Origin of the sequence: Tatumella ptyseos ATCC 33301 (assembly GCF_000735525.1) — a bacterium.
Taxonomy (GTDB): domain Bacteria; phylum Pseudomonadota; class Gammaproteobacteria; order Enterobacterales; family Enterobacteriaceae; genus Tatumella; species Tatumella ptyseos.
Genome location: NZ_JMPR01000050.1, coordinates 1 through 18,198, shown reverse-complemented (window position 1 = coordinate 18,198; position 18,198 = coordinate 1). Strand labels below are relative to the sequence as shown.

The following is an 18,198-nucleotide window of genomic DNA, read 5'->3' as shown; positions in this document are numbered from 1 at the left end:
AGACTTTTCGTTAGCCGGTCTGCGGGTTTTAAACTCATCTGTTATTTTTATCTCAGACCGTGAATATTCCGTTCGCTTTGTAATAAGGCTTGCTGCCTGCATCCCGCCACGAGCGACCGGGCAAAGGGCGCATGGCCGCGCCCTCTGCACTCCCGGCCCTGCGACAGGCCTGCCCGCCGCTTCGCGGTGCCTTCACTCATTCATGTGTCCTTTACGGACCGGTCATGATTCGCTCCTGCTCAGCATGACCTCTCGCCGCGTCCATGCGGCTCGTCCTGGCCACATTCATTCGCTCAGCGGTGCGATGTCGCCCGACCAACGGTGCTAAATCTGTCATTAAGCGGGTTGTGGTTTTGTTTTAAAACCGAAAAACAATGGCGATGCCCGGAGAGCAGGTTTTGGGGCGCTATCCGCAGCGCCGAACGCAGAGTGACGGCCAGGCTGAGCCGGCAGGGACGCCGGCGAAAGCACGGCTGAGCCAGGACGGCGGATCCGGGCGGGCCGTCAGGCCGGAGTGATAAGTGAGGGTGCAGCGAGGACCTGTGCCAGGCTGGGATTGTTAAGGTCCGCGCCTTCGGGTCTTAACCCGGCCGCCCGCTATGCGGCAACTGAAACTACTGTGCATATGACGGGCGGAACCGGCGCAGAGCGCAGAGCGGATACACGGGAAACGGATGCATTCTTTATGTCAGCACGGTGAATATTCCGTTCGTGACTTACCACTGCCAGACCTTTTCCGGAGTAATGATCACCGGCAACGGAATATCCCACTGTTCCGTGGGCAGGGCAGGGACCTGCTGGCAGCAATGCGCCAGGCCAGCCGGTAGCACACCATGTTGTTGCCAGTGCTGTAACGTCCGGTCATAGAACCCGCCGCCCATCCCCAGCCGTTGTCCCCGGGCATCAAAGGCCACCAGTGGCACCAGAATAATGTCCAGTGTATCCAGCGGGGCCAGTTCCGTCAGATTCAGTGACGGTTCAGGGATACCGTAGCGATTAGGGGTCAGTGGCGTATCCGGAAGATAACGGATAAACAGCAGCTGCCCTGTCGAAAAAGGATGCAACACCGGCAGATAAACCTGCTGTCCGCGTTGCCATAACCGGGAGATCAGGGGGCGAGTGTCCAGCTCACCGTCGAAAGAAAGAAACAGAGCAACATTCCTCGCCTGTGCTAATAAAGGCAAGGAAAGGGCGCGTTCCGCCACCTGCTGTGCAGCCTGTTGCTGTTGCTGCGGGCTGAGAGCCTGTCGCTGGCGGCGTATCTGTGCACGGATCTGTTGTCGTTCAGACTGAGAATAAGTCACGGCATTTCCGTAAAAAGTAAGGATAACGGATATTCTGACACAGAAGAGGATAATACCGGAAGGCAGAAACGGGATGACTCAGGGAAGAAATGTCCGGAAGGACAGAAACGTACTAAAGGGAGATCTCCGGGATGCCGCTGCAGGCTGTAACCCTTGAACCCTTGGTTCAAGGTGAACATGCCGTCATTATTATCAGGCTTCCCGGACGGACCGGGCATGCACACAAAAAATGAAACACCACATTCTGTTGGTATGAAATATCGGCTCAGGGGACTGGCCCGCTCGCAAACATCCCAGAGAAAATTTACTTCATGGAAATTGTAGCACAGGATCCATAAAGTGTTATTCGAATTTCGGTCCCTGATGGTCGGTGATCCGACCCTGCTCAACTAATGCCTGTTCAATAGTCTGTTGCAGCATGCGAATACGTTGTTCCATATTCGATGCATAATCACGGGTTTTGCTTTTTTCCTGCGCCAGTTCATGACAGATGTTTAATGCTGCTATGAACACAAGCTGCTCGGTATTGTTCACCCGGGTGCGGACTTTTAAGTCCTGCAACCGTTGGTCCAGGTCAGCTGCGGCCGCATTCAGCGCTTCCTGCTGTTCCGGCGGACAGTTAACTCTTAATGAACGACCAAAAATTTGTATATCTACTGGTTGCGCAGACATGCCACCTTCCTGACTGATTACATTGCCCGCATCCGAGACGCTTATCGGGGAACGGGGGCCACTATATAGACCTGAATAATAACTTACAACCCCTTTTCTGGAATCCTTCAGGCTGCTAGTGGTAGCATACCATGAACTTAACTTTCCAACATTGATGAATAACTATGTCCTTACAGAACGCACTACCTTCCTATGATGCATTGTCTGCCACACTCTCTTCGCAGGGGGTAGGAATGACAGCGGCAGAAATGCACGGTTTGATCAGTGGTATCATCTGTGGTGGCAATCAGGATCACAGCTGGAAAACCTTAGTCCATGACCTGGCCAATGATGGCCTGGCCTTCTCACAGACGCTCTCTCAGCCGCTGCAGGAAGTGCGCGATGCGGTGTTGCAGACACTGGAAGACGATGGCTTTATGTTCCGCTTACTGATGCCGGAAGACAGCCAGAGTACTGTTTTTGAGCGTGCAGACGCGCTGGCAGGCTGGGTAAACCACTTCCTGCTCGGCCTGGGAGTTACCCAGCCGAAACTGGATAAAGTGACCGGTGAAGCCGGCGAAGCTATCGACGACCTGCGAACTATCGCTCAGTTAGGCTACGATGAAGACGAAGACCAGGAAGAACTGGAACAGTCCCTGGAAGAAGTGCTCGAATATGTCCGTGTCGCGGCGGTACTGTGCTATGAAACGTTTAATCGCCCGCAGCCGACGGCGGTAGAAGTTAAGAAACCAACATTGCATTAATTTATCTTTATCTCCCGGCCGTAACGGGCCGGGCTAACAGGGAGCACTGATGATGATCACTCTGGAAAATTACCAACGGCGCCGCCAGGCACTCCTGGCTAAAATGGTCCCGGGCAGTGCTGCATTATTCTTTGCCGCCCCGGAAGTCACCCGCAGCCGTGACACCGAATATCCTTTTCGCCAGAACAGCGATTTCTGGTATTTCACCGGTTTTAATGAGCCTCAGGCGCTCCTGTTACTGATAAAAAGTGATGAAAAACATAATCACAGCGTTTTGTTTAACCGGGTGCGGGATGTTACCGCAGAGATCTGGTCGGGCCGCCGTCTGGGCCAGGACGCGGCTCCGCAAAAACTCGGTGTGGACAAAGCGCTGCCCTGGGAGGACCTGGACGATCAGCTCTATCAGCTGCTCAATGGGCTGGATGTGGTTTACTTTGCGCAGGGCGATGATGACGTTGCCGACAGCAAAGTGTTTGCTGCTCTCAATAAACTGCGTCAGGGGAGTCGCCAGAATCTTCGTGCGCCAGCTACACTGACCGACTGGCGTCCTCTGGTGCATGAAATGCGTCTGTTCAAAGATGACGAAGAGATAGCGATCCTGCGCCAGACCGGGAAAATCAGTGCGCTGGCCCATCAGCGTGCGATGGAAGTCTGCCGCCCCGGAATGTACGAATATCAGCTGGAAGGTGAGATCCATCATGAATTCAGCCGTCATGGTTCGCGGTTTCCTTCTTATGGCACCATCGTAGGTGGCGGGGAAAACGGCTGCATTCTGCATTACACCGAAAATGAATGTGAATTACGCGACGGTGATCTGGTTCTGATTGATGCCGGTTGTGAGCTTTACGGCTATGCCGGCGACATTACGCGCACTTTTCCTGTGAACGGGCGCTTTACTCCGGCACAGCGTGAAATCTATGACATCGTGCTGGAGTCACTGGAAAAAGCATTATCCCTCTACCGTCCCGGTGTCAGTATCCGTGAGGTGAATGACGCAGTGGTCCGTATTATGGTGACCGGGCTGGTACGGGTTGGGGTAATGAAGGGAGACATCGAGACCCTTATCGCTGAAAATGCTCACCGTCAGTTCTATATGCATGGTCTGGGTCACTGGATGGGGCTGGATGTGCATGATGTGGGCGATTACGGGTCTCCGGCACGGGAACGTCTGCTGGAGCCAGGGATGGTATTAACCGTCGAGCCGGGGCTGTATATTGCGCCTGATGCGGATGTCCCGCCACAATACCGCGGGATCGGTATCCGTATTGAAGACGATATCCTGATCACTGAGCAAGGTCATGAAAATCTGACCGATACTGTAGTAAAAAAGGCAGATGATATTGAAGCACTGATGGCAGAAGCCAGACAGTCACGCCGCTAACAGGTGAAACAGCGCAGCATGAGCATGATTATCGCAGGGGGAGGGATGGCTGGCGCAACGCTTGCGCTGGCGGTCTCGCACCTCACGCAGGGAAAACTCCCTGTGACTCTGATTGAAGCAACCACGCCCGGCGAACGCGGGCATCCCGGTTTTGATGGCAGGGCGATTGCTCTGGCAGCGGGAACCTGCCAGCAACTTGAACAGATTGGGGTCTGGTCACATCTTGCCGGTTGTGCAACGCCGATCACCGACATCCATGTCAGTGATCGTGGTTTTCCGGGCCATGTCGGCATCCGTCATGATGAATACGGGCTGCCGGCGCTGGGCAATGTGGTCGAACTGCATGATGCCGGGCAGCAGCTGTTTTCACGGCTTAAGCATGCACCCGGTGTGACCGTAATTTGTCCTGCACGGGCAGTGAGTGTCTCACGGACTGCGGAGCAGGTTACGGTTACGCTGGATAATGGCGAACAACACCAGGCGAAGTTGCTGGTGGTGGCCAATGGCTCCGGGTCTTCACTGGCGGCGGGATGTGGAGTGCGCTGGCAGCAGGAGGATTATCAGCAGATTGCAGTGATCGCCAATGTCAGAACCAGCGAATTGCCCGCCGGCAGAGCCTATGAGCGGTTTACGCCTCATGGTCCGCTGGCACTGTTACCGATGTCCGGTGATCGCTACTCTCTGGTCTGGTGTCATCCGGCAGAGATGCGCGCACAGGTGGAGGCCTGGAGTGAACAGCAATTCCTGGATGAACTGCAAAAGGCATTTGGCTGGCGGCAGGGGCGTTTTATACGCTGCGGTAAACGTGACTATTATCCGCTGGTATTGCAGCAGGCGCAGGAGGTCACCCGCCATCGTCTGGTCGTTGCCGGAAATGCGGCCCAGACCCTGCATCCTATTGCGGGGCAGGGATTTAATCTCGGCTTGCGGGACGTGATGACACTGGCCGAAACGGTCGCCCGGGCCAGTGCCGCCGGGGAGGATATCGGTGATTATGCGACGCTGCAGCGCTATCGGGAGCGGCGTGAACCCGACCGGCAGAAAACCATCGCTATCACCGATGGTCTGGTACGGCTTTTTTCTAACCGGAATCTGCCATTAGTTGCGGGTCGTAATATTGGCTTAACTGTCATGGATAAAATGCCGTGGCTTAAACATCAGCTGGCCGGGCGTACCCTGGGCTGGGTGAAACGTTAATGAGAGAGTATTGATGCAGAGCTTTGATGTTGTCATCGCCGGTGGCGGAATGGTTGGTCTGGCGGTTGCCTGCGGTTTGGAAGGCAGTGGCCTGAAAGTTGCGGTACTGGAAAAGTCCCCGCATACCCCGCCGGATCTGCAGGCAGCCCCGTCGGTTCGTGTATCGGCGATTAATCGTGCCAGCGAACGTCTGCTCAGCCACCTCGGTGTCTGGCAGGATATTCTGGCGATGCGCGCCAGTGCTTATCACGGTATGGAAGTCTGGGAAAAAGACAGTTTTGGTCATATCCGCTTTGACGATCAGCATCAGGGGATGACCAGTCTGGGCTATATTGTTGAAAATCAGGTACTGCGCGAAGCCTTATGGCAGCGGGCCAGCCGCTGCAGTGATGTGACACTGATTGCTCCGGCACAGCTTCAACAGGTTGCTTTTGGTGATAACGAAGCTTTCGTCACCCTGGAAGACGGCTCTATGCTGACGGCACGGTTGCTGGTCGCGGCGGACGGGGCGGATTCCTGGCTGCGAAAAAAAGCGGATATTCCGCTGATGTTCAGGGATTACCAGCACCACGCTCTGGTGGCCAATATCCGTACGGAGCAGCCTCATGATGCTGTCGCACGACAGATTTTTTATGGTGAAGGCATTCTGGCTTTTCTGCCGCTTTCTGACCCGCATCTGAGTTCCATTGTCTGGTCCTGCGAACCACAACAGGCTGAGCGACTGAGCGGGATGTCTGAAGACCAGTTTAATCAGCAACTGTCTGTCGCTTTTGATATGAAACTCGGGTTATGCCGTGCTGAAAGTGAACGTAAAACCTTCCCGCTGATGGCCCGTTATGCCCGGCAGTTTGCTGCACACCGGCTGGCGCTGGTCGGCGATGCTGCCCATACTATCCATCCGCTGGCAGGGCAGGGGGTGAACCTCGGCTTTATGGATGCTGCAGAGCTTATCGGTGAAATCCGTCGCCTGCAGCAGCAGGGGAAAGATATTGGTCAGTATCTCTACCTTCGTCGTTATGAGCGCAGTCGCAAGCACAGTGCGGCGATGATGCTGGCTTCGATGCAGGGCTTTCGTGAACTGTTTGCCGGCAGCAACCCCGCGCTCAAATTAATGCGCGATATCGGGCTGAAAATGGCCGATACCTTACCGGGGGTTAAGCCAAAATTGCTGCAGCAGGCAATGGGCCTGCATGACTTACCGGAGTGGTTAAAAAACAGCTAAACAGGCTGTCATGGCCCGCCGCCAGGCGGGCCTGAGCGCAACCCTTCCTTCCGGCCCCCTCTTTAAATGTCTGTCCTGCGCGAAAATCAGCTAAACAGCGGGCTTTCTGCCACAGTGATCGGATGGACGCGTATTACGCCGGTTATGGCTGTCGCGTTCGGGCAAGGACTCTGTTTATACTGGCTTTCTGACACTGGTCCTGACGTGGCCAGCAGCCTTGCAGTGAATTGACGGAGATAACGTTATGCCTTTATCAGAACCCTCAGTGCCTGACCGGCACAGGGCGTTAATTGTCGTAGATGTGCAGAATTGTTTTGTGACCGGCGGGAGTCTGGCGGTTCCCGGCGGCGAAACGATCATTCCGCGGGTCAACCAGCTGGCCCGGTGTTTCAGTAACGTTGTGCTGACCCAGGACTGGCATCCTCATAACCATCTGTCGTTTGCCGAAAATCATCCCGGTAAACAGCCCGGCGATATCATCGAAACCCGTTACGGTCCTCAGCATCTGTGGCCGGTGCATGCGGTATGGGAAAGTGAAGGGGCCATGCTTCACCGCCAGCTGGACATTCCGCACGCACAACTGATTATCCGCAAAGGTTGCCATCAGGATATCGACAGTTATTCGGCCTTTACGGAAGCTGACCGGCAGACAACAACCGGGCTGGCCGCGTGGCTGCAGGCCCGTGAGATCAGTCACGTTTATATTGTTGGTCTGGCGACCGACTTCTGTGTGGCAATGACTGCCATTGATGCACGGCTGGCAGGGTTCACTACCACGGTTATCGAAGATGCCTGCAAGGGGATTGATTTTCAGGGCTCCCTGGCTGCCGCAAAGGCCGATATGCTGGACCATGGCGTCATACTGACGGATTCGTCTGAACTACTGGCCGCAGCCTTATAAACGGCAGTCTTTATTTACTTGTGCAATGATCTGCATAAAGCGGAAGTATGTTTATCGCCCGGGAGCCGATATAAAAGTGGCAGTCCGGTGATTATCCTGACTCATTACAGCAAGAAAGAGGGAGCAGAATGACGGTTCGTGTACGCGAGGTTCAGGCTGAGGATCACGAAGCCTGGATGACACTGTGGAAGCAATATCTGGCATTCGCCGGAAGTGACCTTGATATGTCGGTAACGTTATCGACCTGGGAAAGAGCGCTGTCGTCAGACTCGCCCCTGATGTGCAGGGTGGCGGAGACAGATAAAAAGATTATCGGGTTCGCTATCTTTGTTTTACATGAAGGGGCCTGGTATACGCAGCCTTTGTGTTATCTGGAAGATCTCTTTGTGGACGAGACCATGCGGGGGCTGGGTGCGGGTAAAGCACTGATCGAAGCTATCCGTGACGAAGCGAAAGAGAAATCCTGGGCGAAAGTTTACTGGATAACCCGTGGGTCGAATCCGGCGAGAAAGCTCTACGACAGGCTGGCTAATCTGGAAGATTTTGTTCGTTACAGTATCAGGCCGTGAACTGCACATTGCAAAGCGGCGTGCTGACCAGGGCCGCTTTCTGACAGAAGCACTCCGGACAGTTAACTGTCCGGCCTGTGATGCCCTCTCTTCCTGCTCCTCTGGTCAGGCTAAGCCCGAATAAAGGGAAAGTGAGGGCTCAATGATAGCCGAAGTACCGTTTTAAAATATTTTCTGCGCTTCACCGCAACTTATTCCCTGCGATTAAGCGCCCTGCCGGTCAGGTGCCAGGCTATAGGTCGCGCTGCACCACTTTAGAACGTCATTTGATTTATTCTAATTTGACGACTCTCTTTGCCATACTTTTTCTAATCCGTAAGAGAAATGCAGTCATTAATTTGTCACCCGTATTCGCCGGTAAGTTACCTTTAAATTCTGCCCGAAGGAGCAGTTACCGGTGAAATGTTCATATTTCCGCCTGTTAACTGGTGTTTTTTACTGCAGTCCGCTATGCACCATCAGGGTGCGTGGCGGTTTTTTGCCATTATTTTGCTTATGGTGAAGTGCCGCATTCAATGGTAAGTTTTTGGCAGGGTAACGTTTGCGCCCGGGTTTTTAAGCCTTAAAGGCGTAAACCACCACCGGTAAACCTCTCACTTTTCGACAGGACGACGGTTATGACTCAGCACACCCCCTTATATGAACAGCATCAGGCTTGTGGTGCCAGGATGGTTGATTTCCATGGCTGGATGATGCCCCTGCATTATGGCTCGCAGATTGATGAACATCTGGCGGTGCGGAATGATGCCGGAATGTTTGATGTCTCTCATATGACCATTGTGGACCTGCACGGTGCACGTACCCGCGAGTTTCTTCGCTATCTGCTGGCCAATGATGTCGCACGACTGACACAGCCCGGAAAAGCACTCTATACCGCCATGCTGAATGCCTCCGGCGGCGTGATTGATGATTTGATCGTTTACTTTATGACAGAGGATCACTTCCGGCTGGTGGTCAATTCCGCGACCCGCGAAAAAGATCTTGCCTGGATAAGCTCCCATGCCACGCCTTTTGGTGTCACCTTGCAGGAACGCAGTGAACTGGCATTACTTGCCATTCAGGGCCCCCATGCTCAGCAGAAAGTACAAAGCCTGCTGACAGAACGCCAGCGGCAGGACGCGAGAGGGCTGGCACCGTTCTTCGGTGTGCAGAGCGGAGAGTTATTTATTGCCACCACCGGTTATACCGGTGAGTCAGGTTACGAGATAGCGCTGCCGGCGGAGCAGGCACCTGCCCTGTGGCAGCGTTTACGGGAAGCCGGTGTCAGCCCTGCCGGGCTGGGCGCCCGTGACACGCTGAGGCTGGAAGCCGGGATGAATCTCTACGGACAGGAAATGGATGAGGGCGTGTCGCCGCTGGCTGCCAATATGGGCTGGACCATTGTCTGGCAGCCGGAAGAACGACAGTTTATCGGCCGTGAAGCCCTGGAAGTTCAGCGTCAGCAGGGCACCGAAAAACTGGTGGGTCTGGTGCTGAAAGAAAAAGGCGTTCTGCGTAACGCACAACCGGTGCTGTTTACGGATACCGAAGGGGTCCGGCAGCAGGGCATTATTACCAGCGGTTCGTTTTCACCGACCCTGGGCGTCAGCATTGCCCTTGCCCGGGTGCCGGCTTCCATCGGCGACAGTGCCGTGGTACAGATAAGACAGCGCGAAATGCCGGTCACCGTCTGCAAACCGGTGTTCGTTCGTGCTGGTAAACCTTTGGTATAACAATAATTTCAGGAGATAACCCGAATGAGCAATGTTCCGGCTGAATTAAAATACCGTGAGAGTCATGAATGGGTGCGTCAGGAAGCTGACGGCAGCGTTACTGTCGGGATCACCGAACATGCGCAGGAATTGCTGGGCGATATGGTGTTTATTGACCTGCCGGATGTCGGCGCTCAGGTCACCCGGGGAGAAGATTGTGCGGTAGCGGAGTCCGTGAAGGCCGCTTCTGATATTTATGCACCGCTCAGCGGTGAAGTGATTGCGGTCAATGATGCGCTGGGTGAGCACCCGGAGCTGGTGAACAGCGCGCCGTATGCGGGTGGCTGGCTGTTTAAACTGAAACCTGCCGGCGACAGCCAGCAGGGACTGCTGGATGCGGATGCCTATCTCGCATCTATCGGCGAATAAACGCCCTCCCGTTACCGGCAGAAGGCTGCCGGTATCCTCTGCCAGAGCAGGAACTCTGTGTCCTGCTGTTTATCTTCAAGCCTGATTCAGGATGCAAAGCGAATGACCCGGACTCTCAGCCAGCTCGAAAATCAGAATGAATTTATTGCCCGCCATATCGGGCCTTCACCACAGCAGCAGGAAAAAATGCTGCAAACTATCGGCGCCGGTTCTCTGCCGGCGCTGATCGACGCGATAGTGCCACAGGATATCCGTCTGCCTGAACTGCCGGCTGTCGGTGAGGCCATTACGGAACAGCAGGCGCTGGCAGAGCTGAAGGCGATAGCCGGGCGTAATAAACGCTTTAAATCCTGGATTGGCATGGGCTACAGCGCGGTGATCACCCCGCCGGTTATTCTGCGTAATCTGCTGGAAAATCCGGGCTGGTATACCGCTTACACCCCTTATCAGCCGGAAGTTTCACAGGGGCGTCTGGAAGCGTTACTTAATTTTCAGCAGGTCACCCTCGATCTGACCGGGATGGATATCGCCTCGGCATCCTTACTGGACGAAGCCACGGCAGCTGCTGAAGCGATGGCGATGGCGAAACGGGTCAGTAAGCTTAAAAATGCCAATAAGTTTTTTGTGGCTGATGATGTGCATCCGCAGACCCTTGACGTAGTGCGCACACGCGCCGAAACCTTCGGGTTTGAACTGATTATCGATGCGGCAGAGAAGGCGGTGGATCATCAGGACCTGTTTGGTGTGCTGCTGCAATATTGCGGCACCCGCGGACATCTGCATGACTACCGGGATCTTATTGCTACGCTCAGGGAGCGTAAAGTCATTGTCAGCATGGCCGCCGATTTTATGGCGCTGGTGCTGCTAGCCTCACCGGGTGAGCAGGGGGCCGACATCGTGTTTGGTTCTTCCCAGCGCTTCGGCGTGCCGATGGGCTACGGCGGGCCGCACGCAGCTTTCTTTGCCAGCCGTGATGAACATAAACGCGCCATGCCTGGCCGTATTATCGGGGTATCCCGGGATGTCAGCGGCAACCAGGCACTGCGTATGGCAATGCAGACACGCGAACAGCATATCCGCCGCGAAAAGGCCAACTCCAATATCTGTACCTCGCAGGTATTACTGGCCAATATTGCCGGTATGTATGCGGTCTATCATGGTCCGCAGGGGCTTAAAAAAATTGCCGAACGTATCCATCGCCTGACCGATATTCTGGCTGCAGCCCTGCAGCAGCAGGGGCTCAGCGTACGTAACCGTCACTGGTTCGATACGCTGATGGTGGAGGTCAAAGATAAAGCCGCAGTCCTGAAGCGGGCAGCCGATCATCAGGTGAATCTGCGGACCGATTTACCGCAAGCCGTCGGTATTACCCTGGATGAAACGACCGGTCGGGAGGATCTGCAGGTATTACTGACGATCCTGACCGGCAATGATGCACCGATCGATTTTGACGCGCTGGATGCTCAGGCAGCGACAGAAAGTGCCTCTGTACCGGCGGCATTATATCGTACGGAAGCCATTCTGACTCACCCGGTGTTCAACCGTTATCATAGCGAAACAGAAATGATGCGTTATATGCACCGGCTGGAGAGCAAGGACCTGGCCCTGAATCAGGCGATGATCCCCCTGGGCTCCTGTACCATGAAGCTGAACGCGGTCGCCGAGATGTTACCGGTTACCTGGCCGGAATTTTCAGAGCTGCACCCGTTTTGTCCGACCTCACAGGCAGAGGGATACCTGGAAATGATAGCGACGCTATCCCGCTGGCTGGTCCGCCTGACAGGCTACGATGCCCTGTGTATGCAGCCGAATTCCGGCGCGCAGGGGGAATATGCCGGTTTGCTGGCGATCCGCCGTTACCATGAAAGCCGCCAACAGCCGGAACGGAATATCTGCCTGATCCCGGCCTCGGCCCACGGGACTAACCCGGCGTCTGCACAGATGGCAGGCATGTCGGTGGTCGTGGTCGCCTGTGACAAACAGGGCAATATTGACCTGAATGATTTGCGTGTTAAAGCGGAGCAGGCAGGGGAGCAGCTTTCCTGCATTATGGTGACTTATCCTTCCACCCACGGGGTGTATGAATCGACGATCCGTGAAGTGTGCAACATCGTCCATCAGTTCGGGGGACAGGTGTATCTGGATGGCGCAAATATGAATGCCCAGGTCGGGCTGACCTCACCCGGCTTTATCGGTGCGGATGTCTCGCACCTCAATCTGCACAAAACCTTCTGTATTCCGCACGGCGGCGGCGGGCCGGGGATGGGGCCGATCGGTGTTAAAGCGCATCTGGCACCGTTCGTGCCCGGGCACAGTATTGTCCGGGTGGCAGACGTACTGACCCGTGAAGGGGCGGTATCTGCAGCACCTTTTGGCAGTGCGTCTATTCTGCCTATCAGCTGGATGTATATCCGTATGATGGGGAGCGAAGGCCTGCGGCAAGCCAGCTCTGTGGCTATCCTGAATGCTAACTATATTGCCCGCCGTCTGGGAGAGGCTTATAACATTCTCTATACCGGTGAACAGGGGCATGTGGCGCACGAATGTATTCTTGATATTCGTCCGCTGAAAGAAAAGAGTGGTATCAGCGAAATGGATATTGCTAAGCGACTGATTGATTACGGGTTCCATGCACCTACCATGTCTTTCCCGGTGGCAGGAACGCTGATGGTGGAGCCTACCGAATCAGAAAGTCTGCATGAGCTGGACCGCTTTATTGAGGCGATGCTGGCTATCCGCGCAGAGATAGAGAAAGTTATCTGTGGCGAATGGCCTGCGGAGGATAACCCACTGGTCAATGCGCCGCATACCCAGCAGGAACTGGCCGGTGAATGGTCGCATTGTTATTCCCGTGAACTGGCGGTGTTCCCGGCGGGCAGTGACAATAAATACTGGCCGACAGTGAAACGTCTGGATGATGTTTACGGGGATCGTCATCTGTTCTGTTCCTGCGTTCCTGTCAGCGATTATCAGTAATATGCTCAGCACGGCTGTCCTTCGGGACAGCCGTTGTTTTACGATGAATCTGATCTGTTTGTTACCCGGGAATAGCAATGACTCCGTTTATTACCCCCCGCTTATCCGGCCGTCAGCTGAAGGCAGATGACTGGCCGTTTTTCCTGCAACTGTACCGCGACCGGCAGGTCATGCGATTTATCAGCGACCCGCTGAGTGAAGAAAGTATCCGTGAGAAATTTAGCAGCCGTCTGCCGCTGTGGCAGCGCAGCAGCGATCACTGGCTGTGTCTGTTGCTGAGTGAACGCGACAGCGGAACTCCTGTCGGCCTGAACGGATTTTGCCTGAAAGAAGATACCGGTGAGGCAGGTTTTATTTTTTCCCCGCAGGCACAGGGCAAAGGCTATGCTGCCGAATCGCTGAACATTTTGGCTGAGCGCTTTTTCAGCGAAGGCTACGGACTCCGTTTGTGCTGTCAGGTCACCGAAGGTAATGAGGCCTGTCAACGGCTGATGCAGCGCTGTGGTTTTCGCCTGACAGAACGGCAGTCACAGAGTTTTTATCTGGCAGGACAATGGCATGATGATCTGCATTTTGTCCGGTACGGCAACGACGTGGTGCCGTGAATGCCGGGTAATCACTGACCACACCGGCCCCGGGGTTTTTCGCTGCCGGTGGACATAGGCATTCACAAAAAAAATCAGCTTACACCTGTACACTGAAAATATTCTTCGCTACGCTACCTGTGCACTATCGGAAACAACGTACTGAAATCAGGAAGCCTGCATGACACAACATCGTTTATTTCCGAAGGGATATTCTCTGGCCGAAGAGGTGGCTAACAGCATCAGCCACGGACTGGGATGCCTGTTCGGAGTTGTCGGACTTGTACTGTTACTGACCCGGGCCATTGAACACAATGCGGGGGCAATAACCCTTATCAGTTATACCCTGTACGGCAGCAGTATGATCCTGCTGTTTCTGGCCTCAACCCTGTATCACGCTATTCCTTCGCCGAAAGCCAAGCCGTGGCTGAAAAAATTCGACCATTGTGCGATCTATCTGCTGATCGCCGGGACTTACACCCCTTTCTTACTGGTCGGACTGAAATCACCGCTGGCGCATACGTTAATGGTGGTGATCTGGGCCTTAGCCCTGGCGGGAATTATTTTTAAACTGACGATAGCGCATCGTTTTAAGATCCTGTCGCTGGTCACGTATCTGCTGATGGGCTGGCTGTCACTGATTGTGGTGTATCAGCTGGCGACCCGGCTTTCATCCGCCAGTGTCTGGCTGCTGGCGATCGGCGGCATTGTCTATTCGCTGGGGGTGATATTCTACGTATCGCGGCGCATCCCTTATAATCATGCGATCTGGCATGGTTTTGTGCTCGGGGGCTCTGTCTGTCACTTCTGCGCTATCTACTTCTATGTTCGTTAAGCTGCCGTGCGGAGCCGTGAAGGCTCCGTTATCGGCGTTAAAGTCGCTGGCCCGTCCGGCCAGCGTGGTTGTCTGCCGGGCCCGGTGAATACGTTTAACGGGCCACCGGCAGATTACTCTTCTTCGCTGAGGGAATAAGGCAGGGGTTGTACCGTTAATACTGCGCCTTCGTCGCCTTCAGGACGCAATACACTTTCTGCTTCCAGGTCATTATTCAGCACAGCCTGTACGGACACCCGGCCATCATTCAGCTTCACGGCGGCCAGCACAGTGCCGGTTTTACGCCACCGGTCTCCCATCTGTAATTCCAGCGCTCCGCCGGTGGCCGGCAGTTGTTCTGCCGTGCCCAGCAGCCAGTACAATGCACGTTTGTTGGCTCCGCGGTACTTCGCCCGGGCAACCATCTCCTGACCGGTATAACAGCCCTTTTTAAAGCTGATCGCCTGTAATGCCTGCAGGTTAGTGGCTTGCGGGATAAACTCACCGCTGGTGGCCGTATCGATCACCGGCTGGCCGGCGGCAATGTCCAGCGCCAGCCACTGCTGACTGTCGCCGGTCTGCGCATGGCTTATTGCTGAGCGAAGGGCGGCGGTCTGTTCCTTTCCGGCAATCAGAATAAAGCGTTCCGCCGGACAGTCCTGCCATAGCAGCAGTTGATCTTCTGCCAGAACCCGGGGCTGGTTGTGATCCGGTAACTCACTGAAATGAGCCGCGAGAGCTTCGCGGGCACCTTGTCCGGCAATGCCGGTCAGCTGACGGGTGTCGTCGTCACTCAGCGTCACTTTGGCAAATACCGCATATTTTTTCAGCGCGGCCAGTTGGGCATCACGGACCTGACGGCGCAGGATATAGCCGTAATCTTCCGTATCATGGAACAGACGCAGACTGCTCCACATTTTTCCTTTGGCATCACAATGGGCGGCCAGCCGGTGGTCATTTTCCGGCAGGGCGGCAACATCCAGCGTCAGTTGCCCCTGCAGATAGCTGGTACTGTCCGGGCCGCGGGCAGTGACCAGTGCCCAGTCATCAAGGGCGACGATAGTCAGAGGCAGTGTCTCTGCGGCTGCCGGTTGAGAGAGAGTATTTTCTGGCATAGGGCATCCTGTGGCTTAAGTGGGCATCAGCACGGGGCTGAGCCGGGTTAGCAGTCGTATTCAGGGCATTATTCACCAAAGGCCGACCGCTGAAAAGGGCGAAACCACACGGTAAATGCGTTATACGGCGGGAGCCTGCCGGCAAATGATCACCTGAACAGCAATTTCAGGCCGGTGAAGGCCAGCAGACCGGCACTGCATCGGTCAATCAGGGTACGGTAACGCAGATAAGCATGACGCGGCCGGCGGGCAGAGAGCAGAGCAGCCACCAGTAAATACCACAAGACATCGATGATAAATGCCATCGCGGGGAGGGTAACTGACATCCGGGGCGCGGAAGCTGAGCTTAATACCGAAGAAAACAGGCTGGCAAACACCAGTGCGGTCGCCGGGTTACTTAACTGTGTCAGTAATCCGGAGAGAAAAGCCCGTCCGATACTGTGATGGATATTCTGCTCGTCGCTGACGGTGGCCCCGGCAGAGCGGCGCAGTATTTTTATCGCGACCCATAACAGATACAGCCCGCCGGCGATTTTAAGCGTCAGGTAGAGGCCCGGGATATAGAGCAGCACGGCATGTAAGCCTGACAGCGCAATGCCAGCGAAAATAGCCGCCCCGTTGGCCAGCCCGACCGCGACCGCCGCGGCCGCAGAAAAAGAAGAAGACACTGCCGTCCTCGCCGCCAGTAAAAAACTGGCCCCGGGGCTCATTGCACCGGACAGGATGGCGAAGCCGATAAGCGTAAGTGTGGCAAAATCTGACGTCACAGGCATTCCTTAAATCAGGGACAGTGTTAGCCCGTACGCAGCGATAGGCCCGGGCAGGAAATTTCAGTATTCCTGAATAATTGCGTGCCCGCCCGTGTTTTTTAATTTCCGTCACGGGGGAGTGTCGCCTGTCTGTGCATTACGGGGTAAACTGAGTTTTCTCAGGAACCGTACACAGGACAAATCATGCCGGAACAAACCTCCCCGGGTATCAATGATAAAGCCCGTATTCAGTGGGCCTGCCGTCGGGGCATGCTGGAGCTGGATATCGCTATTATGCCGTTCTTCAGATATGAATATGACACGCTTACCGACCCTGAGAAGCAGACGTTTATCGCTTTATTACGGGCAGACGATCCGGATTTATTTAACTGGATGATGGGCAACGGAGAGCCGGCAGATGCGGATCTCCAAAAAATGGTGCAATTGATCCGTGAACGTAACCAGCAACGCGGCCCGGTGGCAGAGTGAATTAGTCCCCTCCCGGCTGGCCTGCCGTATTCAGTGCAGTGTCCAGGCGCTGATCGTGCTGGCTGTCGTTTTTACCCCCTGGACCTGGGGCGGAGGTATCTTAAAACTGATGGCTCTTTGTCTGGTATGGCGGGAGGGGCAGCTGGCCCGCAGACGTTTTCGCGAGCGTTGCGGTGTGCTGGAAGTGGATGCGCAGGGAAGATGGCGCTGGCAGCAACAGAGCTGGCGGACCCGGGGTAATCCGGGCTGGTTACCTTTTGCTGTGTTACTTTCTCTGGAAAACGCTGCGGGGCAGCGCCTGCGCTTCTGGCTGATGCAGGATGCGATGCCCGCACAGGACTGGCGGGCATTACGAATGCACTGGTTCTATTGCCGGAGTTATTCACGCTAGACGGGTTTACAGCAGTTCTTCCACTTCGGTCAGGATCTGTTCACACCAGCGTTCGACCCTGTCATCGGTCATTTCGAACTGGTTAACATCATCCAGAGCCAGCCCGACAAACTGATCACCCTCGGGCAGCACAGCTTTAAGGCTGATAAATTCAAAGCCTTCGGTCGGCCATTGGCCGATAAACTTTACGCCCATCGGTTTCAGCAGGTCATGCAACATGCCGAGGGCATCGAGAAACCATTCACTGTAGCCAATCTGATCACCCATACCATAGAGTGCGACGGGTTTACCGCGCAGCTGCAGGTCAGGCAGCATTGGCCAGATAGCTTCCCAGTCTTCCTGCAATTCGCCGAAATCCCAGGTCGGGATCCCCATAATCAGCAGGTCGTACTGCTGCATCGCTTCTATCGGTCCCTCTTTCACATTGTGTAATGTCACCAGGTCGTCACCGATAAAATCACGGATTTTTTCCGCGACGATTTCGGTATAACAGGTGCTGGAACCGTAGAATAATCCGATTTTCATAATTACCTTGTTAATTCAGACAGTCAATTTTAGTGCAGTGAGTTAATTATCTAATAATGCCTGATAAACCCTAAGAAAAAATACATTCTGCCGTCAATTAATGGCTTTTGCGCTACGAATAGCGTTCCGATCCCCGGCTGACTGGCCGGAATAGTTTTTCTTTTTTACTCAGAGCAGGTTCCGACCGTTCCTGTCCGTTTGGGAGAGTCTGGATCCCTGCACCTCTTGTACCGGGGGCAGTCTTTTAAAGCAAAACCATAATTCGGGTTTTCCCCGGTCGCCCGCAGCGGGGTGCAGGCAGCATGCCAGACAACAAAGCGAACGGAATATTCACCGTGCTGATAATAAAAAACGCATCCGGTTTCCCCGTGTATCCGCTCTGAGCAGGTTCCGTCCGTCATACGTGCAGTAGTTTCAGTTGCCGCATGGCGGCGGCCGGGTTAAGA

Annotated in this window: 18 protein-coding genes and 1 other RNA gene; 13 read left to right on the top strand and 6 right to left on the bottom strand. The window is 54.8% G+C overall.

Going from position 1 to position 18,198, the window contains the following annotated elements; translation table 11 throughout:
* Window positions 1-716: 716 nt before the first annotated feature.
* From GTPT_RS15785 to zapA, 3 genes are all read right to left on the bottom strand, one after another.
* Window positions 717-1,304, bottom strand: coding sequence for a 5-formyltetrahydrofolate cyclo-ligase (locus GTPT_RS15785; protein ID WP_029991310.1), 588 nt, complete (start codon window positions 1,302-1,304; stop codon window positions 717-719).
* A 119-nt stretch (window positions 1,305-1,423) separates the two neighbouring features.
* Window positions 1,424-1,607, bottom strand: a non-coding RNA gene (gene ssrS / locus GTPT_RS17185) — 6S RNA.
* A 39-nt stretch (window positions 1,608-1,646) separates the two neighbouring features.
* Window positions 1,647-1,976, bottom strand: coding sequence for a cell division protein ZapA (zapA, locus tag GTPT_RS15775; RefSeq protein WP_025902723.1), 330 nt, complete (start codon window positions 1,974-1,976; stop codon window positions 1,647-1,649).
* A 164-nt stretch (window positions 1,977-2,140) separates the two neighbouring features.
* Between zapA and GTPT_RS15770 the strand changes: the two genes are divergently transcribed.
* From GTPT_RS15770 to trhA, 11 genes are all read left to right on the top strand, one after another.
* Window positions 2,141-2,719 carry a YecA/YgfB family protein gene (locus GTPT_RS15770; RefSeq protein ID WP_025902722.1) on the top strand — a complete coding sequence of 193 codons (579 nt, stop codon included), beginning with the start codon at window positions 2,141-2,143 and terminating at the stop codon, window positions 2,717-2,719.
* 52 nt (window positions 2,720-2,771) lie between these two features.
* Window positions 2,772-4,100: a Xaa-Pro aminopeptidase gene (gene pepP, locus GTPT_RS15765; RefSeq protein WP_029991311.1), complete on the top strand. Its 1,329-nt coding sequence runs from the start codon at window positions 2,772-2,774 to the stop codon at window positions 4,098-4,100.
* Window positions 4,101-4,118: 18 nt separating this feature from the next.
* Window positions 4,119-5,297, top strand: a complete 1,179-nt coding sequence (gene ubiH, locus GTPT_RS15760; protein WP_029991312.1) for a 2-octaprenyl-6-methoxyphenyl hydroxylase — start codon at window positions 4,119-4,121, stop codon at window positions 5,295-5,297.
* A gap of 13 nt (window positions 5,298-5,310) precedes the next feature.
* Complete coding sequence (gene ubiI / locus GTPT_RS15755; protein ID WP_029991314.1) at window positions 5,311-6,519, top strand: FAD-dependent 2-octaprenylphenol hydroxylase; 1,209 nt, start codon at window positions 5,311-5,313, stop codon at window positions 6,517-6,519.
* Between the two features lie 244 nt (window positions 6,520-6,763).
* Window positions 6,764-7,420, top strand: a complete 657-nt coding sequence (pncA, locus tag GTPT_RS15750) for a bifunctional nicotinamidase/pyrazinamidase (protein WP_029991316.1) — start codon at window positions 6,764-6,766, stop codon at window positions 7,418-7,420.
* A 128-nt stretch (window positions 7,421-7,548) separates the two neighbouring features.
* The gene (locus GTPT_RS15745) at window positions 7,549-7,989 is read left to right on the top strand and encodes a GNAT family N-acetyltransferase (protein ID WP_029991318.1); all 441 of its coding nucleotides are present in this window, start codon (window positions 7,549-7,551) and stop codon (window positions 7,987-7,989) included.
* A gap of 617 nt (window positions 7,990-8,606) precedes the next feature.
* The gene (gcvT, locus tag GTPT_RS15740; RefSeq protein WP_029991319.1) at window positions 8,607-9,701 is read left to right on the top strand and encodes a glycine cleavage system aminomethyltransferase GcvT; all 1,095 of its coding nucleotides are present in this window, start codon (window positions 8,607-8,609) and stop codon (window positions 9,699-9,701) included.
* A gap of 24 nt (window positions 9,702-9,725) precedes the next feature.
* The gene (gene gcvH / locus GTPT_RS15735; protein WP_029991320.1) at window positions 9,726-10,109 is read left to right on the top strand and encodes a glycine cleavage system protein GcvH; all 384 of its coding nucleotides are present in this window, start codon (window positions 9,726-9,728) and stop codon (window positions 10,107-10,109) included.
* Between the two features lie 102 nt (window positions 10,110-10,211).
* Complete coding sequence (gene gcvP, locus GTPT_RS15730; protein ID WP_029991321.1) at window positions 10,212-13,085, top strand: aminomethyl-transferring glycine dehydrogenase; 2,874 nt, start codon at window positions 10,212-10,214, stop codon at window positions 13,083-13,085.
* 77 nt (window positions 13,086-13,162) lie between these two features.
* Window positions 13,163-13,690 carry a GNAT family N-acetyltransferase gene (locus tag GTPT_RS15725; protein ID WP_029991323.1) on the top strand — a complete coding sequence of 176 codons (528 nt, stop codon included), beginning with the start codon at window positions 13,163-13,165 and terminating at the stop codon, window positions 13,688-13,690.
* 160 nt (window positions 13,691-13,850) lie between these two features.
* Complete coding sequence (trhA, locus tag GTPT_RS15720; protein WP_025902712.1) at window positions 13,851-14,504, top strand: PAQR family membrane homeostasis protein TrhA; 654 nt, start codon at window positions 13,851-13,853, stop codon at window positions 14,502-14,504.
* A 113-nt stretch (window positions 14,505-14,617) separates the two neighbouring features.
* Here the strand turns inward: trhA and ygfZ are convergent, their stop codons facing one another.
* Complete coding sequence (gene ygfZ / locus GTPT_RS15715; protein WP_029991325.1) at window positions 14,618-15,598, bottom strand: tRNA-modifying protein YgfZ; 981 nt, start codon at window positions 15,596-15,598, stop codon at window positions 14,618-14,620.
* A 149-nt stretch (window positions 15,599-15,747) separates the two neighbouring features.
* The gene (locus tag GTPT_RS15710) at window positions 15,748-16,371 is read right to left on the bottom strand and encodes a LysE family transporter (protein ID WP_029991327.1); all 624 of its coding nucleotides are present in this window, start codon (window positions 16,369-16,371) and stop codon (window positions 15,748-15,750) included.
* Between the two features lie 180 nt (window positions 16,372-16,551).
* Between GTPT_RS15710 and sdhE the strand changes: the two genes are divergently transcribed.
* Window positions 16,552-16,836: an FAD assembly factor SdhE gene (sdhE, locus tag GTPT_RS15705; RefSeq protein WP_029991328.1), complete on the top strand. Its 285-nt coding sequence runs from the start codon at window positions 16,552-16,554 to the stop codon at window positions 16,834-16,836.
* Complete coding sequence (locus GTPT_RS15700) at window positions 16,799-17,227, top strand: protein YgfX (protein ID WP_025902707.1); 429 nt, start codon at window positions 16,799-16,801, stop codon at window positions 17,225-17,227. Before sdhE ends, GTPT_RS15700 begins: the two co-directional genes overlap by 38 nt.
* Window positions 17,228-17,233: 6 nt before the next feature.
* Here GTPT_RS15700 and fldB read toward each other — a convergent pair whose 3' ends face one another.
* On the bottom strand, window positions 17,234-17,752 hold the full coding sequence (fldB, locus tag GTPT_RS15695; protein ID WP_025902706.1) for a flavodoxin FldB: 519 nt from the start codon (window positions 17,750-17,752) through the stop codon (window positions 17,234-17,236).
* Between the last annotated feature and the right edge of the window lie 446 nt (window positions 17,753-18,198).

Coding starts and splice junctions, on each gene's coding strand:
- zapA (WP_025902723.1), bottom strand. CDS start 1,976: ATGTCTGCGCAACCAGTAGATATACAAATTTTTGGTCGTTCATTAAGA.
- GTPT_RS15770 (WP_025902722.1), top strand. CDS start 2,141: ATGTCCTTACAGAACGCACTACCTTCCTATGATGCATTGTCTGCCACA.
- pepP (WP_029991311.1), top strand. CDS start 2,772: ATGATCACTCTGGAAAATTACCAACGGCGCCGCCAGGCACTCCTGGCT.
- ubiH (WP_029991312.1), top strand. CDS start 4,119: ATGAGCATGATTATCGCAGGGGGAGGGATGGCTGGCGCAACGCTTGCG.
- ubiI (WP_029991314.1), top strand. CDS start 5,311: ATGCAGAGCTTTGATGTTGTCATCGCCGGTGGCGGAATGGTTGGTCTG.
- pncA (WP_029991316.1), top strand. CDS start 6,764: ATGCCTTTATCAGAACCCTCAGTGCCTGACCGGCACAGGGCGTTAATT.
- GTPT_RS15745 (WP_029991318.1), top strand. CDS start 7,549: ATGACGGTTCGTGTACGCGAGGTTCAGGCTGAGGATCACGAAGCCTGG.
- gcvT (WP_029991319.1), top strand. CDS start 8,607: ATGACTCAGCACACCCCCTTATATGAACAGCATCAGGCTTGTGGTGCC.
- gcvH (WP_029991320.1), top strand. CDS start 9,726: ATGAGCAATGTTCCGGCTGAATTAAAATACCGTGAGAGTCATGAATGG.
- gcvP (WP_029991321.1), top strand. CDS start 10,212: ATGACCCGGACTCTCAGCCAGCTCGAAAATCAGAATGAATTTATTGCC.
- GTPT_RS15725 (WP_029991323.1), top strand. CDS start 13,163: ATGACTCCGTTTATTACCCCCCGCTTATCCGGCCGTCAGCTGAAGGCA.
- trhA (WP_025902712.1), top strand. CDS start 13,851: ATGACACAACATCGTTTATTTCCGAAGGGATATTCTCTGGCCGAAGAG.
- ygfZ (WP_029991325.1), bottom strand. CDS start 15,598: ATGCCAGAAAATACTCTCTCTCAACCGGCAGCCGCAGAGACACTGCCT.
- GTPT_RS15710 (WP_029991327.1), bottom strand. CDS start 16,371: ATGCCTGTGACGTCAGATTTTGCCACACTTACGCTTATCGGCTTCGCC.
- sdhE (WP_029991328.1), top strand. CDS start 16,552: ATGCCGGAACAAACCTCCCCGGGTATCAATGATAAAGCCCGTATTCAG.
- fldB (WP_025902706.1), bottom strand. CDS start 17,752: ATGAAAATCGGATTATTCTACGGTTCCAGCACCTGTTATACCGAAATC.